This is a genomic window from Massilia sp. BSC265, assembly GCF_000740675.1.
GTDB lineage: Bacteria > Pseudomonadota > Gammaproteobacteria > Burkholderiales > Burkholderiaceae_D > Telluria.
In genome coordinates, this window is sequence record NZ_JPXI01000037.1 from 309046 (window position 1) to 328518 (window position 19473).

Consider the following 19473-nt stretch of genomic DNA (forward strand, 5'->3'; position numbering starts at 1 on the left):
CGGTTACACCACGATGTTGATGAGTTTGCCCGGCACGACGATGACCTTCTTCGGCGTGCCTTCGATGAACTTCTGGGCCGCTTCCGATGCCAGCGCGGCAGCTTCGATCGCCGCCTTGTCGGCATCCTTCGACACCTTGACCGAACCACGCAGCTTGCCGTTCACCTGGATCATCAGTTCGATTTCCGACTGCTCCAGCGCGGCCGGATCCACTTCCGGCCACTGCACGTTGAGGATGTCACCGTAGACGGCGGCATAGCCCAGGTCCTGCCACAGCGCGTGGGTGATGTGCGGCGCCACCGGGTTCAGCAGGCGCAGGAAGATCGAGAAGCCTTCCGCGATCACCGCATCCGATGCGGCGCCGTCGGCCAGCTTGCTGGACTCCAGCGTGTTGAGCATCTTCATGCAGGCCGACACCACGGTGTTGTACTGGATGCGCTTCAGGTCGTAGTCGGCCTGCTGCAGCACCTTGTGCACTTCGCGGCGCAGGGTCTTCTGGGCGTCATCCAGCGGAACGCCGCCCGGCGAACCTTGCTGCTGGCCTTTCAGGGCGGCAGCGATACGCTCACGCTGCGCGTAGCCGTAGGCCCAGACGCGGCGCAGGAAGCGGCTCGCGCCTTCGACGCCGCTGTTCGACCACTCCAGGGTCTGCTCCGGAGGCGAGGCGAACATGGTGAACAGGCGCGCGGTATCCGCGCCGTACTGCTCGATCTGCGCCTGCGGGTCGATGCCGTTGTTCTTCGACTTCGACATCTTCTCGGTGCCGCCGATCTGGACCGGCTGGCCGTCCGATTTCAGGACGGCGCTCTGCGGGCGGCCTTTGTCGTCGAAAGTGAGCTCGACGTCGGCCGGGTTGAACCAGGTCTTCTTGCCGCTGGCGTCTTCGCGGTAATAGGTCTCGTTCAGCACCATGCCCTGGGTCAGCAGGTTCACAAAAGGTTCGTCGAAGGTGAGCAGGCCGAAGTCGCGCATCACCTTGGTCCAGAAGCGCGCGTACAACAGGTGCATGACAGCGTGCTCGATGCCGCCGATGTACTGGTCCATCGGCATCCAGTAGTCGTTGCGCTCGTCGACCATCTTGTCGTTCGAGCCCGGCGAGGTATAGCGCATGTAGTACCAGGACGAGTCGATGAAGGTGTCCATCGTGTCGGTCTCGCGGCGCGCCGGCTTGCCGCACTTCGGGCAGTCGCACTTCAGGAAGGCGTCGTCCTTGTTCAGCGGGTTGCCGGTGCCGTCCGGGACCAGGTGTTCCGGCAGCACGACCGGCAGGTCTTGTTCAGGCACAGGGACGGCGCCGCAGTCGCCGCAGTGGATCATCGGGATCGGGGTGCCCCAGTAGCGCTGGCGCGAGATACCCCAGTCGCGCAGGCGGAAGGTGACCTTCTTGTCGCCCAGGCCCTGGGCGGCGAGGTCGCCCGCAACCGCATTGACCGCGGCGATGTAATCGAGGCCGTCGTACTTGCCCGAATTGATGGTGCGACCGTTTTCCTTGTCGCCGTACCACTCCTGCCAGCCGTCCAGCGAAAACTCCTGACCTTCCACGGCAACGACCTGCTTGATCGGCAGATTGTATTTGGTGGCGAAGCCGAAGTCGCGCTCGTCGTGGCCCGGCACGCCCATCACGGCGCCGTCGCCGTAGGTCATCAGGACGTAGTTGCCGACCCAGACCGGTACCTGCTCCTTGGTGACCGGATGGGTGACGAACAGGCCGGTCGGCATGCCCTTCTTCTCCATCGTCGCCATGTCGGCTTCGATGACGGAGCCCAGCTTGCACTCGGCGATGAAGGCCTGCAGTTCCGGATTGTTCCTTGCGGCGTGCTGGGCCAGCGGATGCTCGGCCGCCACGGCGCAGAAGGTCACGCCCATGATGGTGTCGGCGCGGGTGGTGAAGACGTACAGCTTGCCCTCGTTGATGAGTTCACCCGACTCGTCCTTGATCTCGTGCGGGAAGGCGAAACGCACGCCGGTCGACTTGCCGATCCAGTTGGCCTGCATGATGCGCACGCGCTCCGGCCAGCCCGGCAGCTTGTTGTCGACGTAGTCCAGCAGCTCGTCCGCGTACTCGGTGATGCGCACGTAGTACATCGGGATCTCGCGCTTCTCGATCAGCGCTCCCGAGCGCCAGCCGCGGCCGTCCACCACCTGTTCGTTCGCCAGCACGGTCTGGTCCACCGGGTCCCAGTTCACGGTGCCGGTCTTCTGGTAGATGATCCCTTTTTCCAGCATCTTGAGGAACATCCACTGGTTCCACTTGTAATATTCCGGCTTGCAGGCGGTCATCTCGCGCGACCAGTCGATGGCCAGGCCCATCGATTCCATCTGCCCGCGCATGTGGGCGATGTTCGAGTAGGTCCACTCGCTAGGGGGCACGTTGTTGGCCATCGCCGCGTTCTCGGCCGGCATGCCGAAGGCGTCCCAGCCCATCGGCATCAGCACGTTGTAGCCGTTCATCCGCAGGTAGCGGTACATCACGTCATTGATCGTATAGTTGCGCACGTGACCCATGTGCAGCTTGCCCGACGGGTAAGGCAGCATCGAGCAAGCGTAATACTTGCCTTTTGGGAAACGCGGGTCGTTCTCGATGGCCTTATAGGCGTCGATCGACTTCCAGTAGGCCTGGGCGGCCTGTTCTACTTCGGCTGGACTATATTTTTCTTGCATGATTTCTGCAGACGTAATGAGGGGTGGAACCGGACATTATACGACACTGAGCTGTCTCGTTTTGCACTGCGGCGAAAGGCAGAGCCGCAATAAAAAACCGCCATGCCTGCCGTGACAGGGATGGCGGTTGATCGGCTGAAATGCGGTGACTCAGCGCAGCACCAACTCCAGCGCCGGCTTCTCGCCGTAATCCTCGTAGCGCTCGTTGATGCCGCCCACGCAGAAGGCGATCTCGTCGAGCAGGTCCGGCACGGCGGCTTTCATCTTGCCGGCATCAAGGATGACGATTTGCAGCACCTCGTTCGGCTTCAGCCGGAACCTGGTCATGTTCTCTTCGTCGCGCAGATAGCTCATGCAGTCGACCCAGGCGTCGATGGAATCGGCATACGACTCCGGAAAGCCGAACGCGCGCCGGGATTCCAGATGGAAGGAAGCTTCGTCGACGATGGCGGCGCCGTTCAGTTCCGCGACGGCCATGGTCAAGCCTTCAGGCCCAGCACGTCGTGCATGTCGAACAGGCCGTTCGGCTTGCCAGACAAGAAGCGCGCGGCGCGCAGGGCGCCGTGGGCGTAGGTGACGCGGCTGCTCGACTTGTGGCTGATCTCGATGCGCTCGCCGGTGCCGAGGAACATCACGGTATGGTCGCCCACCACGTCGCCGCCGCGCACGGTGGCAAAGCCGATGGTCGACGGATCGCGCTCGCCGGTCACGCCTTCGCGGCCGTAGACGGCGCATTCCTTCAGGTCGCGGCCGAGGGCGCCGGCGATCACCTCGCCCATCTTGAGGGCGGTGCCGCTCGGCGCGTCCACCTTGTGGCGGTGGTGCGCTTCGACGATCTCGATGTCGTAGCCTTCGCTGAAGCTCTTGGCCGCCATTTCCAGCAGCTTGAGGGTGACGTTCACGCCCACGCTCATGTTTGGGGCAAACACGATGCCGACCTTCTCGGCGGCGGCGCGGATCGCGGCCTTCCCAAGCTCGTCGAAGCCGGTGGTGCCGATCACCAGCTGCACCTTGTTGGCGGCGCAGTACTCGATGTGGCCCAGCGTGCCTTCAGGACGGGTGAAGTCGATCAGCACGTCGGCGTCCTTCAGCGCGCTAGCGAGGCCGGACTGGATGATCACGCCGGTCAGCTGGCCGGCGAAGGCGCCGGCATCCATGCCGATCGAGGGCGAGCCGGCGACGTCGAGCGCGCCGGCCAGTTCGGCGTCCGGCGCGGCCTGGATGGCTTCGACCAGCATGCGGCCCATGCGGCCGCTGGCGCCGGCGACGGCGACTTTCAACTTGGTGCTCATGGCTGCGCTGTTCATGGCTGGATGACCGGGGCGCCGCCGACCTTGGCCGGTTCGACCGGACGCGATTCGGCCTTCGCCTTGGTCTTCGGGGCCGGGCCGGCGATGCGGTCGATGTATTCGCGCTCGGTCGGCAGGTTGCCGCCTTCGAAGCGCTCGACCTTGTCGTCCTTGAAGAAGACGGTGACGCGGCTGGTGGTCAGCTCGCCGTTGCCGCGCGCGAGGTAGAACGGGTAGTCCCAGCGGTCCTGGTGGAAGACGTCGTTCAGCAGGGGGCTGCCGAGGATGAAGCGCACCTGGTCGCGGGTCTGGCCGACCTTCAGCTGGTTCAGCATCTCCTGCGAAACGAAGTTACCCTGCTGGATGTCGGGGCGGTAGGGCGAGAAGATCCACATGAACTTCTGCAGCTTGGTGGCCTGGACGGTCTGGGCGCCGGCATTGGCGGCAGCCGCCGATTTCTGTGCGTCGGCGGCGACTGCCGCCGGGTCCGTGTCCACCGGCGGCGCGGGACGCGTCTGGTTGCGCCAGGCGGCGCAGCCGGACAGCAGCAGGGTGCATGCCAGGCCTGCCGCGACGACTGCCCGGCTTGAGAATCGGTGGAGAACGGCTTGTTTGACGCGCATAGGTAACCTCAAAACGTTTGAGCGGGAGCTCCAAAACGCTATATCATAAAGCACTATGCCAAACTACGAGCAAGAAACGTGAGCAATCCACATGAGTAACAACCCTACCGACCTGAAGGCCAGCGGCCTGAAGGCTACCCTGCCACGCCTGAAGATCCTGGAAATCTTCCAGAACAGCTCCGTGCGGCACCTGACGGCGGAAGATGTCTACAAAATTCTCCTCGCCGACAACATGGATGTGGGCCTGGCCACGGTATACCGCGTGCTGACCCAGTTCGAACAAGCCGGTCTGCTGAACCGCAACCACTTCGAGACCGGCAAGGCCATCTACGAGCTGAACGCCGGTTCGCACCACGACCACCTCGTCTGTCTTGACTGCGGCCATGTGGAAGAGTTCTACGACGAAGAGATCGAGTCGCGCCAGCACAAGATCGCGGTGGAGCGCGGGTACAGGATTGCCGAGCATTCGCTGGCGATTTATGGCAATTGCGTGAAGGTGGGATGCCCGCGGAAGCAGTAATTCCACTGGACTGAGACCAGATACGTAAAAAAAGGGGGAGCAATGCCGCTGGCATTGTTCCCCCCATTCGTATTGGAGTCAGGGCTGGCTCAAGGCATTCGACAACAGCTTCGCCGTAATATCCACGATCGGAATCACACGTTCGTACGCCATGCGCGTCGGCCCGATCACCCCCAGGGTGCCGACGATGCGGCCATTGACTTCGTAGGGCGCCGTCACCACGCTCATTTCGTCCATCGGCACCAGCTTCGACTCGCCGCCGATAAAGATCTGCACCCCGCCCGCCTTGCTCGACACGTCGAGCAGCTGCATCAGGCCGGTCTTCTGCTCGAACATCTCGAACATCTGGCGCAGGGAAGTCATGTTCGACGACAGGTCGGATACCGACAGCAAATTGCGCTCGCCCGCGATCACCATGTCGTCGCCCTCGGCCATCGCCTCGCTGCCTGCCTCCACCGCCACGTGCATCAACTTGCCCATGTCGTCGCGCAGCTGGCGCAGTTCGCCGGTCAGGCGGTTGCGCACCTCGTCGAAGGTAAGGCCGGCGTAGTTCTGGTTCAGGTAGTTGGCCGACTGCGTCAGCTGCCCCGGCGTGTAGTCGACGTCGGTGAGCAGCAGGCGGTTCTGGACGTCGCCGCGCGGGTCGACGATGACGAGCAGGATGCGCTTCTCGGACAGGCGCAGGAATTCGATCTGCTGGAACACCGACTCGCGCCGCGGGCTCTGCACCACGCCCGCGAACTGCGACAGCGAAGACAGCATCTGGGCCGCGTTGGCGATGATCTTCTGGGGCTGTTGGCTTGGAAGGCGCATGTGCTGGGCGCCGACAGCCTGCTCGTCGATGTGCTGCACGGTGAGCAGGGTGTCGACGAACAGCCGGTAGCCGCGCGGAGTCGGGATCCGGCCGGCCGAGGTGTGCGGACTGGCGACGTAACCCATTTCCTCGAGGTCCGCCATGATGTTGCGGATCGTGGCCGGCGACAGGTCGAGGCCGGAAATCTTCGACAGCGCGCGCGAGCCGACAGGCTGGCCGTCGGCGATGTAGCGCTCGACGAGGGCTTTGAGCAGGGTCTGGGCGCGGGGTTCGAGTTGCATGGGCTTGCTGGTTGCGGGTGGCGAAAGGTCGCTCTCCATATTATGCACGGGATGGCGGGCGCGACGCCAGTTCAGGCGTGCTCGCGCTTGAGCCAGTCCAGCAGGCCATCCAGGCTGCCCACTTCGGCGTCGGGACTTATTTTCTTCCCCTGCTGGTCCAGGATGTCGTTGACCTTGCCGATCCGGTTCATCCACACGGCGCGCAGCCCGGCGCGCTGGGCGCCCTGGACGTCGAGCAGCAGGTCGTCGCCTACGTACACCGCCTCGTGCGGCGCCACGCCCAGCAGCTTGCAGGCTTCCAGGAAGATGCGCGGGTCCGGCTTGGCGACGCCGAAGGTGGGCGCGGCAACCGAGGCGTCGAAATGGCGCGCCAGGCCAATCGTCTGCAGATCGGCATTGCCGTTGGTAACGGAACCGATCCGCACCCTGCCCTTCAGGCGCAGCAGGCCGGGCAGCACGTCGTCGTAGGGAATCACCGCGTTGCGGGCGGCGAAGAATTCGGTCATCGCCAGTTCCACCTTGGCTGCATCCTCGCCGGCCTGCTCGAAGGCGGCGACCAGGCCCGCCCGGCGCAGGGCGCCCAGGTCGAGCTGGAACTCGGGCTGGCGCGCCAGCAGCTCGAGCCGCGCCTGGCGCAGGCTCTCGATGGTGAACTGCTGCGCCACCCGCGGCGCATGCTGGCGCAGCCAGGCGAACAGGATCTGCTCGGCCTCCAGGATCACCGGGGCGATCGGCCACAGGGTGTCGTCGAGGTCGAACAATACGGCTTTGGGCCAGGCGCGGCGCTGGTTCATGGTTCGGGTGTGCGGGAAGGTGGATGCTTGACCCAAGGATAGCGAGCACGCCCGTAGAAATCAATCGAACGCCGTCACCTGATACCCACGGTTACACCGTGATACAAAGGCAAACCGTCCAGCTGCTTGTTAAATAGACTAAAATGCTGCGATTAATATTGGGCGGTTCATTTAATCGAGAATTGTCCGCCCCGCGTGTCCACTGCTCACTTGCACACGCTTTGCACGCGCTTCGCACCATTTACTAGTCAGATTTTTTGGAGAAATTATGAAGAGTTCGTACCTGCGCGCCGGTGCTGCGCTGGCATGCGCGCTGGCGCTGTCCGCTTGCGGTGGCAGCGATGGCGACCGGGTTATCGGCGGGCAGTTTTTCGGCGTCACCAAGCCCGGCCTGGTCCTGCAGAATAATGGCGGCTCCGACCTGGCCATCGAACCGAACAGTGTCGGCAGCGGTCGGTTCTATTTCCCCAACCTGGTGGAAACCGATTCCGGCTACAGGGTCACGGTCAAGAGCATTCCAAGCAACGCATCCGGCTGCACGGTGGAAAACGCATCGGGCAAGGTGGCATTCGACATCGGCAACATCTACGTGACCTGCACCATCCGCCAGCATGAGCTGAAAGGGACGGTCGCCGGCCTGACCGGCAATAACCTGGTACTGGTCAACGGCGCGGACCGCGTCCCGGTTCCTGCCGGCGCCACTGCGTTCACCATGGCCAAGGTCAACGAAGATGCCCCCTACGGCGTCGTCATCCTGAGCCAGCCGGACAACCAGACCTGCACGGTCGCCAACGGCACCGGCACGATGGGCGCAAACGACGTCACCAACGTGACCGTCAACTGCGGCCCGCGCACTTGATTAACACTGAGCACCCTGGAGCAAGCTTCATGAAGTTTTCCCTGATTCGTCCGGCAAGCATGCTGGCAATGGCACTGGTCCTGGCATCTTGCGGTGGCGGTGACGACGACGACTTTACGGTGGCCGGCAGCGTCGAAGGCATCGTCTATCCGGGCCTGGTACTGACCATGAACGGCGCCGACATCAACGTGGCGCCGCCGGCCAAGGCCGGCGAGGCGGTGTCGTTCGCCTTCCCGAACAAGCTGGAGTACGGCGATACCTACGAGGTGCGGGTCAAGACCGATCCTCAGCACCAGAACTGCGCCGTCCACCGGGAGGCCCCGCTGAGCTATTCCGGTACGGCTGGTCAACTGGCCGTGATCAACGCGCGCTTCCAGTGCTTCATCGATGAGCACGATATCGGCGGTACCGTCACCGGCCTGACCAAGGACAATACCGGCCTGGTGCTGGCCAACGGCAGCACCACCGGCACCACGTTGATCGTGCCGGCCGAAACCAACACCACCGGCGCCGCCTTCCCCTATGCGATGACGGTCCCGGTCCAGTATGGCCAGACCTATGGCGTGACCATCGTGACCCAGCCGAAAGACGCCGTCTGCACGGTCCAGAACCCGACGGGCGTCATGGGCGATAACGACATTACCAATATCAACATCAACTGCGTCCGCAGCTGAGATATTCGAAAAATTTATGTCGAATATTTGAAAGGAAAATTGGATTTATATGCTGTGACGCAGCATACTAACTCCTGTCTCCTCCAACTCTCCTCAGAAAAGAATTGGATTTCAAGCCCGCTCACAGAGCGGGCTTTTTTTTGTCCGCGCGCCGGCTCGAGGAAAAAGTGCCCGGCAGCGCTCTGGCGGATCAGGCCAGGCGCTTGGCCGTCACCTTTACCACGGCGACCTGCGAAGCGCCGACCGACACCTGGGCGTGGTACGCGTCGGCGGCGCGGCTGGTGGCGGCCTGCGCATAGCTGCTGACGCCGGCGAGGACCAGGGTGGCGAGGAAGATGGCTTCCATGTGCTTGAGGATGTTCATGTGCGTGCTCCTTCGATGAGTTTGCGGGCCGCTTTGTGGTGTCTTGCGGCTGTCGATGGAAGCACTTTAGCCATTGCCCGCCGGAGGCTCCAGCGGGGTGCGACGGACTGCAGGAATTGGCGGATGAAGGGACGAAATGCGGGATGCGCTGTCATTGTGCAGCGCAATGTAGAGCAGGGTTTCGGGGGATCAGAGCAAGTTGGCCAGCGCCACGTACTGCTCCAGCCCCACCGCCTCCGGCCGCGCCCCCGGATCGATCCCGGCTTCGATCAGCTGCGCCTCGGTGAACATCCCTGCCACGCAGTTACGGATCACCTTGCGGCGCTGCGAGAAGGCCTTGGCCACGACTTTTTCCAGCGTGGCACCATCCACTTCCAGCTTCTGGCGCTTGGGGATCATGCGCACGATCGCCGAATCCACCTGCGGCGGCGGGTCGAAGGCGGTCGGCGGGACGATGAACAGCAGGTCCATGTCGTAGCGCCACTGCAGCATCACCGACAGGCGGCTATAGGCCTTGGTGCCCGGCTCGGCCACCATGCGCTCGACCACTTCCTTCTGCAGCATGAAATGCTGGTCCTCGACCAGCGGCGCGAATTCGGCCAGGTGGAACAGCAGCGGGCTCGAGATGTTGTACGGCAGGTTGCCGACCACGCGCAGCTTCTGCCCTTCCGGCACCGGGATCGCGCCGAAATCGAACTTCAGCGCGTCGCCCGAGTGCACGGTGAGCTTCTCGCGCGGGTAGGCTTTTTCCAGGCGCGCCACCAGGTCGCGGTCCAACTCGACGACGTGCATGTGGTCGAGCGACTTGAGCAGCAGCGCGGTCATGGCGGCCAGGCCTGGTCCGATCTCGACCATCGCCTGGCCGCGTTGCGGACCGATGGCGTCGATGATGTTGTCCAGGACGAGTTTATCGGTCAGGAAGTTCTGGCCGAAGCGCTTGCGTGCGACGTGTTTCATGGGTGCTTTCTTGTTGCTTGTTTTTTATTATGGCTTGCGTGCCGCCCCTTGGGCGGCACCCATCTGCATGGCGGCGCGGATCGCCTCTTCCATGCTGCCGCAGTCGGCCAGGCCCAGCCCTTGCGCCGCGAGGTCGAGCGCAGTACCGTGGTCGACCGAGGTACGCACGATCGGCAGTCCGAGCGTGACGTTGATGCCGCGCCCGAAGGTAGCGTGCTTCAGCACCGGCAGGCCCTGGTCGTGGTACATCGCCAGCACGCAGTCGGCCCCCGAGAGGTACTTCGGCTGGAACAGGGTATCGGCCGGATAGGGGCCGCGTGCGTCGATGCCGCGCGCCCGGGCCCCCTCCAGCACGGGCGTGATGACCTCGATTTCCTCGCGCCCCAGGTAGCCGTTCTCGCCCGCATGGGGGTTGAGGCCAGTGACCAGGATGCGCGGCGCGGCGATGCCGAATTTGTTCTTCAGATCGGCATCGATGATGTCGATGACCTGCGCCAGGTGATCGACCGTCAGCGCGGCCGGGACATCCTTGAGCGGCAGGTGGGTGGTGGCCAGCGCCACGCGCAGGTAGGCTTGATCTCCCGGGGGCTGCCCCGCCAGCATCATCACGACCTTCGGCGTATTGGTTTTTTCAGCCAGGTATTCGGTATGGCCGGAAAAGGCGACGCCGGCGTCGTTGATGGTGCTTTTCTGGAGCGGCGCGGTGACGATCCCGTCGAACCAGCCGGCTTGTGCGCCTTCGATCGCGAGGTCCAGGGTGGCCAGCACGGCGCGCCCGTTCTCGGCGTCGAGTGTGCCCGGGGTGACGTGGGCGGCGAGCGGCACGTCGATGACGGCCAGGCGGTCCTTGCCGAAGTGCGGCAGGCCGCCATTGCGCAGGGCCTGGATCGACAGTGCCGACAGGCGGATGGCGGGGTCGATCAGGCTGGCGGTGAGCGCCAGGAAGGCGGCGTCGCCGACCAGCACGCAGTTGGCCGATTCGCGCAGCGCCCAGGCGGCGCGGATCGAGATCTCGGGGCCGATGCCGGCCGGCTCGCCGACCGTGACCGCGAGGGTTGGCCGCCGGAGCGCCGTACCGCCTCCGCTCGGCATCACCATGGCCTTATTGCTCCTCGCGGAACTCGACGTAGGCGCGGTCGCGCACCTGGCGCATCCAGTCTTCCATCGCTTCCTGCATCTTGCGCTCACGCAGGACCTGGCGTGCATTATTACGTTCGCGCTGCTTGCTCTGGTCTTCCGACTTGCGCTCGGTGACGCGCAGGATGTGGAAGCCGAAAGGCGACTCGATGACGTCCGAGATCTCGCCCGGCTTCAGGGAGGTCAGGGCCTGGTCGAATTCCGGACCGGCATCGCCCGGCTCCAGCCAGCCCAGGTCGCCGCCCTTGGCCGCACTGGCCGGTTCCTGGCTGTTCTGGCGCGCCAGGTCTTCGAAGGTCGCGGTCTTGTTGACGATCTTTTCCTTCAGCTCGAGCAGCTTCTTCCTGACCTCGGCCGCGTTCATGGTCGGCGTCGGCTTCATGAGGATGTGGCTGACGCGGGTCTGCTGGACCACGGCCTCTTCGGCCGGGGCGGCATCGGCCAGGTTGCGCTTGTCCGCCATCTTGAGGATGTGGAAGCCGACGTTGGTCTTGATGATCGGGGTGACCTGGCCGGCGTTCAGCTTGCGCAGCTGGGTCGCGAAGACCTCCGGCAGGCGGTCCGGGTCGCGCCAGCCGATCTCGCCGCCCTTCAGGGCGTCGGGCGCGTCGGAATAGGTCGCGGCCATCTTGCTGAAATCGGCGCCGGTGCGCAGCTGGCGCGCTACTTCCTCGGCGCGTGCGCGGCGCGCAGCGATCTGCTCGGGCGAGGCATTCTCGGGCACCGCCACCAGGATCTGCGCCAGGTTCATCTCGACGCGCTCGGCCGCGGCGGCCTTCGAGGCGGCGAGGTAGGTGTCGATCTCGGCTTCCGAGACCTGGATCTTGGAGTCGACCTCGTGCTCGCGCAACTGCTGCATCATGATCTCGTTGCGGATGTCCTCGCGGAACTGGCCGAAAGGCAGGCCCTCTTTCTCCATCTGGTTGCGCATTTCCTGCACCGACATCTTCTGGTTCTCGGCGATACGGGCGATGGTGGCGTCGAGCCTGCGGTCGTCGACGCGCACGCCCATTTCCTTGGCCAGCTGGATCTGCGCACGCTCGACGATCATCGCCTCGACCACCTGGCGCTCCAGGGCGGACTGGTCAGGCAGCTGCATGTTGCGCGCCCGGAGGTTCTGCGCGGTCTGGGCCACGCGGTTGCGCACTTCGTTTTTCGTGATCACTTCGTCATTGACGACGACGTGGATCGAGTCGATCACCTTGGCGCTGCTTGACGCCGGCGGCAGGAAACCGCTGCCCGGCTTGGCGGCCGCAGCCGGGGCTGCAGCAGGTGCAGCAGCCTGGGCCAGGACCTGGCCCGCGGTCAGCGCGCACAGCAGGGCTGCGGCGAGCTTAATAGTGTGCAAACGGGTGGTACGCGTCATCTGGAAAGCACTCATTCAGGTGAAGAATCATTCAATTGCCGACCGCAGAGTGTACTCCACGGCGGTTAAGGCGTCCTTAAAAAGTTCACCTCGAAAACCTACTTCGCGTTGCAGTGGCGGTTTGCGATGCTTGCCACGGTTTTTCGAGGCGAACAATTCAGGGGCGCCCCACATTCGAGGTCAGCTGCTGGTAGCCCGGAACGGCCTTGTTGAAGGCGTCGAGCGGGTTGCCCGAACCGAGGCGCGACAGTCCATTGAGCTCGAGCTGGAAGAAAATCGGCGTCGAGGTGGTCTGGGCTGCGGTCACGAAGCGCTGCGCGCCGAAGCGGAACACCCAGCAGTCGGCCTTGTACTCGAGGCCGATCAGGCTTTCGAGCAGCTTGCCCTTGCCCGGCTCTAGGCTGCCCACGGTGTAGGAGCGCAGCGCGTAGCTCACGCGCCCGACGCCATACCAGCGCGACGACAGCGGCCACTGCCCCGACAGGTCGACGTTGCGGAAGCTGCCGCGTTGGTAACGGTATTCGGCGTTCAGGACCTTCATCGGGGCTGGGCGCCACTGCGTGCTCAGGTTCGAGCTGTACAGGTTGCTGCCGGTCGCGTCGTATTGTACGCCGCTGTCGAAGCTCCAGGTCTCGGAAATGCGGCCGGATGCCGCCAGCAGCACGTCCGAGCGGCTCTGGTGCACCGGCTCGCCCGGCAGGCGCACACGCGGCTCGTCGAAGTAGATGCGCTGGCCGAAGGCGAGGCGCAGGCGCTCGGCGCCATCGGCCTGGATGTAGCGCGACACCACGGCGGCGGTCAGCTGGTTGGCGTCCGACACGCGGTCAAGCCCGACGAAGCGGTTCTCGCTGAACAGCTGCGCGTAGTTGAAGCCGGCGCGGCCGGTGTCGAAATTCGGGAACAGGCTCTGGTCCTTGTACGGCGTGCGCACGTAGAACAGGCGCGGCTCCAGGGTCTGGGTGATGGAGCTGCCGAACAGCGACGCGTCGCGCTCGAACACCAGGCCGCTGTCGAGCGAGAAGGTGTTCAGGCTGCGCGAGAGCTTGGTCGGACCGGTATAGCCGTTCTCGCGGTCCAGGTCGTACCTGGTGTGGTGGCTGATCACTTTCGGCGTCATGAACCAGCCCGGGCGCACGATGGGATAGCTGACCTGGGCCACGGCCACGGCGCGGTTGCCGCGCAACAGGTCCGGGTGCCAGAAGCTCACCGCCTCGGCGTCCACCGCCCAGTCGAAGCCCCTGACGTCGTAGCGGCCGGCGTGGAAGTTAATCTGGGGCAGGCGATCGTAAGGGCGCGGCACCGTCAGCCTCGGGTCGTCGATCGCGGCCGGGTCTTGCAGCACCTGGTAGTTCTGGGCGCGCGCACTCAGGTTCCAGTACTGGCCCACCAGATCGGTGCGCACCTCGCGCAGCAGCTGGCGCTCGGCGCTGGCGGCCACGGTACGCGAGAAGTCGCTCGGGTACTCGTCGTCCGAAGCCGCATGCAGGTTCCAGCCGTAGGACCAGCCCGGGCCCAGGGCCTGGGTGTGGACCGAATCGATGCGCCAGCGGTCTTCGCCGGTCTCGCGGTCCTTGCGCAGGCCTTCGACGTGGGTCTCGCCGTTATAGGCGCCGAGGTCGGTGACGCCCAGGTAGCGCCCCGTGGCGCCGAGCTGCAGGCCGCGGTCGAACATCAGGCGCGGGTAGACCGTCAGATCGCGGTTGGGAGCGATGTTGAAGTAATACGGCACCATGACCTCGGCCTTGCCCTTGGAACCGAAGCCCACGGTGGGCGCCAGCCAGCCGGAGCGGCGCGCGCCCGACAGCGAGAACGACAGGGCCGGGGTGCCGATGATCGGCACGTCCTTGAAGTAGATGACGGTCTTGCCGGCCAGGCCGACATCGCGACCGCTGTCCAGGCGCAGCGTGCTGGATTTCAGGTACCAGTCCGGGTCCGGTCCTTCGCAGGTGCTGTAGGTGCCGTCGCGCACCAGCGCCACGTCCTCGCCGAGGAAGTCGATGCGCGAGGCATTGCCCTGCGCGTTATTCAGTTGCAAACGGTACTCGGGGCGCAGCACATATCCCTTGCCCGTCTCGAGGTTCAGCTGCAGTTCGTCGCCCTTGTAACGGTCGCCGAAGCGCCACATATTGACGTTGCCGCTAGCGGTGACCTGGTCTTCGACGCGCAGGTAGCAGGCGGTGTCGGCGGTCAGGCGGGTCTGGCCGCGTGTCAGTTCGACATTGCGTTCGAGGTTGATCTGGCGGTCGGGACGACCGCTGATGTCCTCGGCGCGGATCGTGATCGGCAGGTCCTGCTCATCGCGCGATGCGCTCGACTGTGGCGTGGGTGCTACGTCCTGTGCATGTAGCGGCAGCGAGACGCCGGCGGCCGCGCTGGCCAGTACATACAATGCGAGCGCTTGTCGCGGGGGAAATGGGTGGGCCGAAAACCAGCTCATGGAGAATCTGCGTGCGCCATAAAGGGCGGTATTTTTGGAATGAATCCCTTATTATATGGGAATAACTTTGATCAACCCGATTCACCAGGCCGCTTCATGTCTTCTTTGTATCAAAATTCTTCCACTTCCGCTGACAAGGACGCGCGCCTGCAGCAGCTGAACGAATGGCTGGCCTCGACCGGCCTGGTGGAAGTGGAAACCGGCCGTCCGGCATCCGCGGATGCCAGCTTCCGTCGTTACTTCCGCTACGACGTCGTCCCCGCCATGCGCGAGAAGCTGGGCGCGACCCTGGTGGCGATGGACGCCCCGCCCGAGCGCGAGAACGTGCCGGCCTTTATCCACGTGCAAGGCCTGCTGATGGACGCCGGCGTCACGGTGCCGGCCATCGTCGCCCGCAAGGTGGAAAGCGGCTACCTGCTGCTGTCCGACCTCGGCGTGACCACCTATTTGCAGCGCCTGGATTCGGACAATGCCGCCTTCATGTATTCGGACGCGGTCGACGCCATCCTCAAGTTCCAGCTCGCCAGCCAGCCCGGCAAGCTGCCGGAATTCGACCGCGCTTTCGTGCTCCGCGAGATGAACCTGTTCCCGGAGTGGTTCATCGAACGTCATCTCGGTGTGAAACTGGATGCGAAGCAGCAGGCGCAGCTGGACAAGGTGTTCGAGGCGATCACCGCCAACGTGCTGGCGCAGCAGCAGGTCTACATGCACCGCGATTTCCATTCGCGCAACCTGATGTGGCTCGAACAGGGCAACCCGGGCGTGCTCGACTTCCAGGACGCCGTCTACGGCCCGATCACCTACGACCTGGCCTCGCTGCTGCGCGACGCCTACGTCCAGTGGGACGAAGAGATCGTGCTGGACTGGGTGGTGCGCTACTGGCAGAGCGCGAAACAGGTCGGCCTGCCGGTCAACCCGGACATCGACGCCTTCTACCGCGACTTCGAATTCATGGCCCTGCAGCGCCACCTGAAGATCCTCGGCATCTTCTGCCGCCTGAACTACCGCGACAGCAAGCCGAACTACATGGGCGACCTGCCGACCGTCATGGATTACGTGCGCCGCACCGCCAACCGCTACACCGAACTGAAGCCGCTGCTGCGCCTGCTCGACTCGCTCGAGGACAAGGCGCCGCAGGTCGGCTACACCTTCTGAGGACGAGTCCCCTCTCATGAAAGCCATGATTTTCGCCGCCGGCCGCGGCGAGCGCATGCGTCCGCTCACGGACGCCTGCCCCAAGCCGCTGCTCAAGGTGCGCGGACGGCCGATGATCACCTACCACGTGCTGAATCTGGTGCGCGCCGGGATCACCGACATCGTCATCAACCACTCCCACCTCGGCCACATGATCGAGGAAGAGCTGGGCGACGGCAGCAAGTACGGCGCGCGCATCGTGTACTCGCACGAGCCGACTCCGCTCGAGACCGCGGGCGGCATCGCCAATGCCCTGCACCTGCTGGGCGACGAACCTTTCCTGGCGGTGTCGGGCGACATCTACGCGCCCTACTTCGACTATTCCCAGGTGTTCGACGTCCTGAAGGACAAGGACATGCTGGGCATTCCCTACCCGCCCGACAAGCGCGACATCGCCTGGCTGTGGCTGACGCCGAACCCCTGGCACAACCCGGAAGGCGACTTCGCCCTCGACATGTACACCCTGCGCAACGACGGCCCGGCCAAGTGGAACTTCGCCGGCATCGGTGTCTACCGCCCCGAGATGTTCGAGGGGATCAAGGCGGGCGAGTTCGTCAAGTTCGGGCCCCTGATGCGCAAGTTCATCGAGCAGGGCCGCGTGGGCGGCGAGCTGTACGAAGGCCAGTGGGTCAACGTCGGCACCGCGCGCCAGCTGGACGAACTCAACGCGCCGCTGGGTGCGGCCAAAACGGGTTCATGACTGCGTCTGGGGTCATGACCGCGCCGGTCGCGTCCTGCATCGAACGCCGTGCGCGCCTGGCGGCGCGCATGCAGCCGGGATCGGTGGCGGTACTGGCCACCGCGCCGGAAGTGCTGCGCAACGGCGACAGCGACTACCCCTACCGGCACGACAGTTACTTCTATTACTTGACCGGTTTTACCGAGCCGGAAGCCGTGCTGGTGCTCGCCGCCCCTTCGGGTGACGTGCCAGCGCGTTCGATCCTGTTCTGCCGCGAGAAGAACCTCGAACGCGAAATCTGGGACGGCTACCGCTACGGCCCGGAAGCGGCGCGCATCGCCTTCGGTTTCGACGAGGCCTATCCGATCGGCGAGCTCGATGCGCAGATGGCGAAGCTCCTCGCCAATGCGCCGGCGCTGTACTATGCGCTCGGCCACAGCGCCGCGCTCGACGCGCAGGTGAGCGCCTGGCTCAAGGCGGTGCGCGCGCAGGGCCGCAGCGGCATCACGGCGCCCGCATCCACCCACCACCTGCTCGGCATGCTCGACGAGATGCGCCTGCTGAAGGATGCGGGCGAGCAGGCGCTGATGGGGCGCGCCGCCGCCATCGCCGCGGCCGCCCATGCCCGCGCGATGCGTTTCACGCGCCCCGGCGTGTTCGAATACGAGATCGAGGCCGAGCTGCTGCACGAATTCCGCCGCAACGGCGCCCAGTTCCCGGCCTATACCCCGATCGTCGCCTCAGGCAGCAACGCCTGCATCCTGCACTACAACCAGAACGACCGCCGGTGCCGCGAGGGCGATCTGGTGCTGGTCGATGCCGGTTGCGAGCTGGACGGCTATGCCTCGGACATCACGCGCACCTGGCCGGTCAATGGCCGTTTCAGCGCACCGCAGAAACGGCTGTACGAGCTGGTGCTTCGGGCCCAGGAAGCCGCCTTCGCCGCGATCGTGCCCGGACGGGCTTACAGCGGCATGCACGAGGCGGCGGTGCGGGTGCTGGCCGAGGGCATGCTTGATGTCGGCCTGCTCGACCGTTCCAAATACGGATCGGCGGAAGATGCGATTGCCGACAAGGCGCACCTGCAGTTCTACATGCACGGCACCGGCCACTGGCTCGGGATGGACGTGCACGACGTCGGGCCTTACCGCGACCTGGGCGTGGCCGAGAAACCCTCGCGTCCCCTGCTGCCGGGGATGGCGCTGACGGTGGAGCCGGGCATCTATGTGCGCCCCGCGGAGGGGGGGCCGGCGGAGTTCTGGCACATCGGCATCCGGGTCGAGGACGACGTGATCGTCACGGAGGACGGCTGCCGCGTGCTGTCCGGGGATGCGCCGAAAGGCGTGAACGAGATTGAAGAATTGATGAAGGAGCGTTGATGGCGGAAGAACGCCTGGATGTCGATGTGGCGATCTGCGGCGCCGGCCCTGTCGGGCTGGCGCTGGCGGCCTTTCTGGTCCGGCGTGGCGTCGAAGGCAAACGCATCGCCCTCATCGACGGCAAGTCGCTCGGTCAGGCCATCACCGACCCGCGCTCGATCGCACTGTCCTGGGGCAGCGTGCAGCTGCTCGACGAAGTGCGCGCCTGGCCGCTGCCGGCCACGCCGATCCACGAAATCCACGTCTCGCGCCGCGGCCAGCTGGGCCGCAGCTTGATGGACCGCGCCGAGCACGGGCTGCCAGCGCTGGGTTATGTGGCGCGCTACGGCGACGTGGTGGATGCGCTGGCGCGTGCTTGCGACAAGGCCGGCGTGGCTACCTTGCGTCCGGTCCGTGTCGCCTCCTTCGACGAAGATGCCGACAGTGTGGCATTGCGGCTGGACGATGGCCGTACCGTGCTCGCCCGGGTGGCGGTGCAGGCCGAGGGCGGCGTATTCGGCCAGCAGGACAGCCGAGCGCAGCAGCGCGACTACGGGCAGACCGCCCTGATCGCGCGCGTGAGCGTGGGCGAGCCGGTTGCGCGCCGCGCTTTCGAGCGCTTTACCGACGAAGGCCCGCTGGCGCTGCTGCCCCAGGATGGCGACGATGGCCACCAGTACGCGCTGGTATGGTGCATGCGCCCGGAACGCGCAATGGACGTCCAGCTGCTCGACGATGCCGGTTTTCTTGCCCAACTGGGCGAGGCCTTCGGCACCCGCCTCGGCAAATTCACGGCGGCCTCGCCGCGCGTCGCCTTCCCGCTCGGCCTGAACGCCGAAGCGCGCGCCACCGCACGGACGGTCGCGATCGGCAATGCCGCGCAAACGCTGCACCCGGTCGCCGGCCAGGGCCTGAACCTCGGCCTGCGCGATGCCGCCGTGCTCGCGCGCCAGCTGGGTAGGGGCGCCACGCCGGCAGCCGTCGAGGGCTTCATGCGCGAACGTGCGCAGGACCGCCGCCTGACGATCTCCCTGACCGACACAATGGCCCGCGCCTTCACCCTCGGCGGCCCGCTGCAGCCGCTGCTGGGCCTGTCGCTGGCCGCGCTCGATATGGTCAAGCCCGCGCGCCTGCTGCTGGCCGACCTCATGATGTTCGGCCGCCGCTGACCAGGAGCTCGACCGTGTTGCGCCTGGGAGTGGCGTCTTCATGGAACAGGTCGGCCAGGTATTCGGCCAGCCCATCCTCGGTGATATCGGCGGGGATGACAAAGCCGGCCGGCCGGCGCGTCCCGTCGCTCCCGGGATAAAACGCCTGCCACGCACCCGGCTTGCCGCTGATGGCAACCAGTCTGCCGAAGACCTTGAAACGGAGCGTGTTCATATGCTGAGGGAATTAGGGTCAGAGTCGAATGATCCGCCAAGCGTTCCTGATCAGTTGAGGAGGCGCCATGTTCGATGAAGGCG

General features: G+C 65.0%; 19 protein-coding genes. 7 read left to right on the plus strand and 12 right to left on the minus strand.

The features are described 5' to 3' along the window. Positions 1-3: 3 nt before the first annotated feature. The 4 genes from leuS to MA09_RS18215 form a co-directional block, all read right to left on the minus strand. Complete coding sequence (gene leuS / locus MA09_RS18200) at positions 4-2661, minus strand: leucine--tRNA ligase (protein ID WP_036251558.1); 2658 nt, start codon at positions 2659-2661, stop codon at positions 4-6. A gap of 150 nt (positions 2662-2811) precedes the next feature. After that, the gene (locus MA09_RS18205; protein ID WP_036251560.1) at positions 2812-3138 is read right to left on the minus strand and encodes a barstar family protein; all 327 of its coding nucleotides are present in this window, start codon (positions 3136-3138) and stop codon (positions 2812-2814) included. Between the two features lie 2 nt (positions 3139-3140). Continuing rightward, entirely contained in the window at positions 3141-3953 is an 813-nt protein-coding gene (dapB, locus tag MA09_RS18210; RefSeq protein ID WP_036251563.1) for a 4-hydroxy-tetrahydrodipicolinate reductase, read from the minus strand. Positions 3954-3964: 11 nt separating this feature from the next. Further along, positions 3965-4573, minus strand: coding sequence for an outer membrane protein assembly factor BamE (locus MA09_RS18215; RefSeq protein WP_200883087.1), 609 nt, complete (start codon positions 4571-4573; stop codon positions 3965-3967). Positions 4574-4664: 91 nt separating this feature from the next. Here MA09_RS18215 and fur point away from each other — a divergent pair, with 91 nt between their 5' ends. Next, on the plus strand, positions 4665-5093 hold the full coding sequence (gene fur, locus MA09_RS18220) for a ferric iron uptake transcriptional regulator (protein WP_036251565.1): 429 nt from the start codon (positions 4665-4667) through the stop codon (positions 5091-5093). A gap of 78 nt (positions 5094-5171) precedes the next feature. Here the strand turns inward: fur and hrcA are convergent, their stop codons facing one another. Continuing rightward, positions 5172-6188 (minus strand): heat-inducible transcriptional repressor HrcA, encoded by a 1017-nt coding sequence (hrcA, locus tag MA09_RS18225; RefSeq protein ID WP_036251568.1) that lies wholly within the window; start codon positions 6186-6188, stop codon positions 5172-5174. A 71-nt stretch (positions 6189-6259) separates the two neighbouring features. Next, positions 6260-6982: an HAD family hydrolase gene (locus tag MA09_RS18230; protein WP_036251571.1), complete on the minus strand. Its 723-nt coding sequence runs from the start codon at positions 6980-6982 to the stop codon at positions 6260-6262. A 268-nt stretch (positions 6983-7250) separates the two neighbouring features. On the opposite strand from MA09_RS18230, the gene MA09_RS18235 reads away from it, so the two are divergent. Continuing rightward, the gene (locus MA09_RS18235; RefSeq protein WP_036251573.1) at positions 7251-7841 is read left to right on the plus strand and encodes a hypothetical protein; all 591 of its coding nucleotides are present in this window, start codon (positions 7251-7253) and stop codon (positions 7839-7841) included. A 29-nt stretch (positions 7842-7870) separates the two neighbouring features. Next, a complete protein-coding gene (locus MA09_RS18240; RefSeq protein WP_036251576.1) occupies positions 7871-8515 on the plus strand; it encodes a hypothetical protein in 645 nt (214 codons plus the stop codon). 190 nt (positions 8516-8705) lie between these two features. On the opposite strand, the gene MA09_RS25090 is transcribed toward MA09_RS18240, so the two are convergent. From MA09_RS25090 to MA09_RS18260, 5 genes are all read right to left on the minus strand, one after another. Next, the gene (locus MA09_RS25090) at positions 8706-8879 is read right to left on the minus strand and encodes a hypothetical protein (RefSeq protein WP_200883088.1); all 174 of its coding nucleotides are present in this window, start codon (positions 8877-8879) and stop codon (positions 8706-8708) included. Between the two features lie 189 nt (positions 8880-9068). Then, positions 9069-9836, minus strand: a complete 768-nt coding sequence (rsmA, locus tag MA09_RS18245) for a 16S rRNA (adenine(1518)-N(6)/adenine(1519)-N(6))-dimethyltransferase RsmA (RefSeq protein ID WP_036251579.1) — start codon at positions 9834-9836, stop codon at positions 9069-9071. Between the two features lie 27 nt (positions 9837-9863). Further along, a complete protein-coding gene (gene pdxA / locus MA09_RS18250; RefSeq protein WP_036251870.1) occupies positions 9864-10928 on the minus strand; it encodes a 4-hydroxythreonine-4-phosphate dehydrogenase PdxA in 1065 nt (354 codons plus the stop codon). 10 nt (positions 10929-10938) lie between these two features. Next, positions 10939-12339, minus strand: coding sequence for a peptidylprolyl isomerase (locus MA09_RS18255; protein WP_036251872.1), 1401 nt, complete (start codon positions 12337-12339; stop codon positions 10939-10941). A gap of 157 nt (positions 12340-12496) precedes the next feature. Beyond that, positions 12497-14776, minus strand: coding sequence for an LPS-assembly protein LptD (locus MA09_RS18260; protein WP_036251581.1), 2280 nt, complete (start codon positions 14774-14776; stop codon positions 12497-12499). Between the two features lie 96 nt (positions 14777-14872). On the opposite strand from MA09_RS18260, the gene MA09_RS18265 reads away from it, so the two are divergent. The 4 genes from MA09_RS18265 to MA09_RS18280 are packed head-to-tail and all read left to right on the plus strand — an operon-like array spanning position 14873 to position 19176. Beyond that, a complete protein-coding gene (locus MA09_RS18265) occupies positions 14873-15931 on the plus strand; it encodes an aminoglycoside phosphotransferase family protein (RefSeq protein WP_036251583.1) in 1059 nt (352 codons plus the stop codon). A 16-nt stretch (positions 15932-15947) separates the two neighbouring features. Beyond that, a complete protein-coding gene (gene murU, locus MA09_RS18270) occupies positions 15948-16670 on the plus strand; it encodes an N-acetylmuramate alpha-1-phosphate uridylyltransferase MurU (RefSeq protein WP_036251586.1) in 723 nt (240 codons plus the stop codon). Further along, entirely contained in the window at positions 16667-18028 is a 1362-nt protein-coding gene (locus MA09_RS18275; RefSeq protein WP_229440775.1) for an aminopeptidase P N-terminal domain-containing protein, read from the plus strand. The genes murU and MA09_RS18275 overlap by 4 nt, the downstream gene beginning before the upstream one ends. Next, positions 18028-19176, plus strand: coding sequence for a UbiH/UbiF/VisC/COQ6 family ubiquinone biosynthesis hydroxylase (locus MA09_RS18280; RefSeq protein WP_036251590.1), 1149 nt, complete (start codon positions 18028-18030; stop codon positions 19174-19176). Before MA09_RS18275 ends, MA09_RS18280 begins: the two co-directional genes overlap by 1 nt. Here MA09_RS18280 and MA09_RS18285 read toward each other — a convergent pair. Beyond that, on the minus strand, positions 19154-19390 hold the full coding sequence (locus MA09_RS18285; RefSeq protein ID WP_036251592.1) for a hypothetical protein: 237 nt from the start codon (positions 19388-19390) through the stop codon (positions 19154-19156). The two genes, MA09_RS18280 and MA09_RS18285, sit on opposite strands and share 23 nt — an antisense overlap. Positions 19391-19473 lie beyond the last annotated feature (83 nt).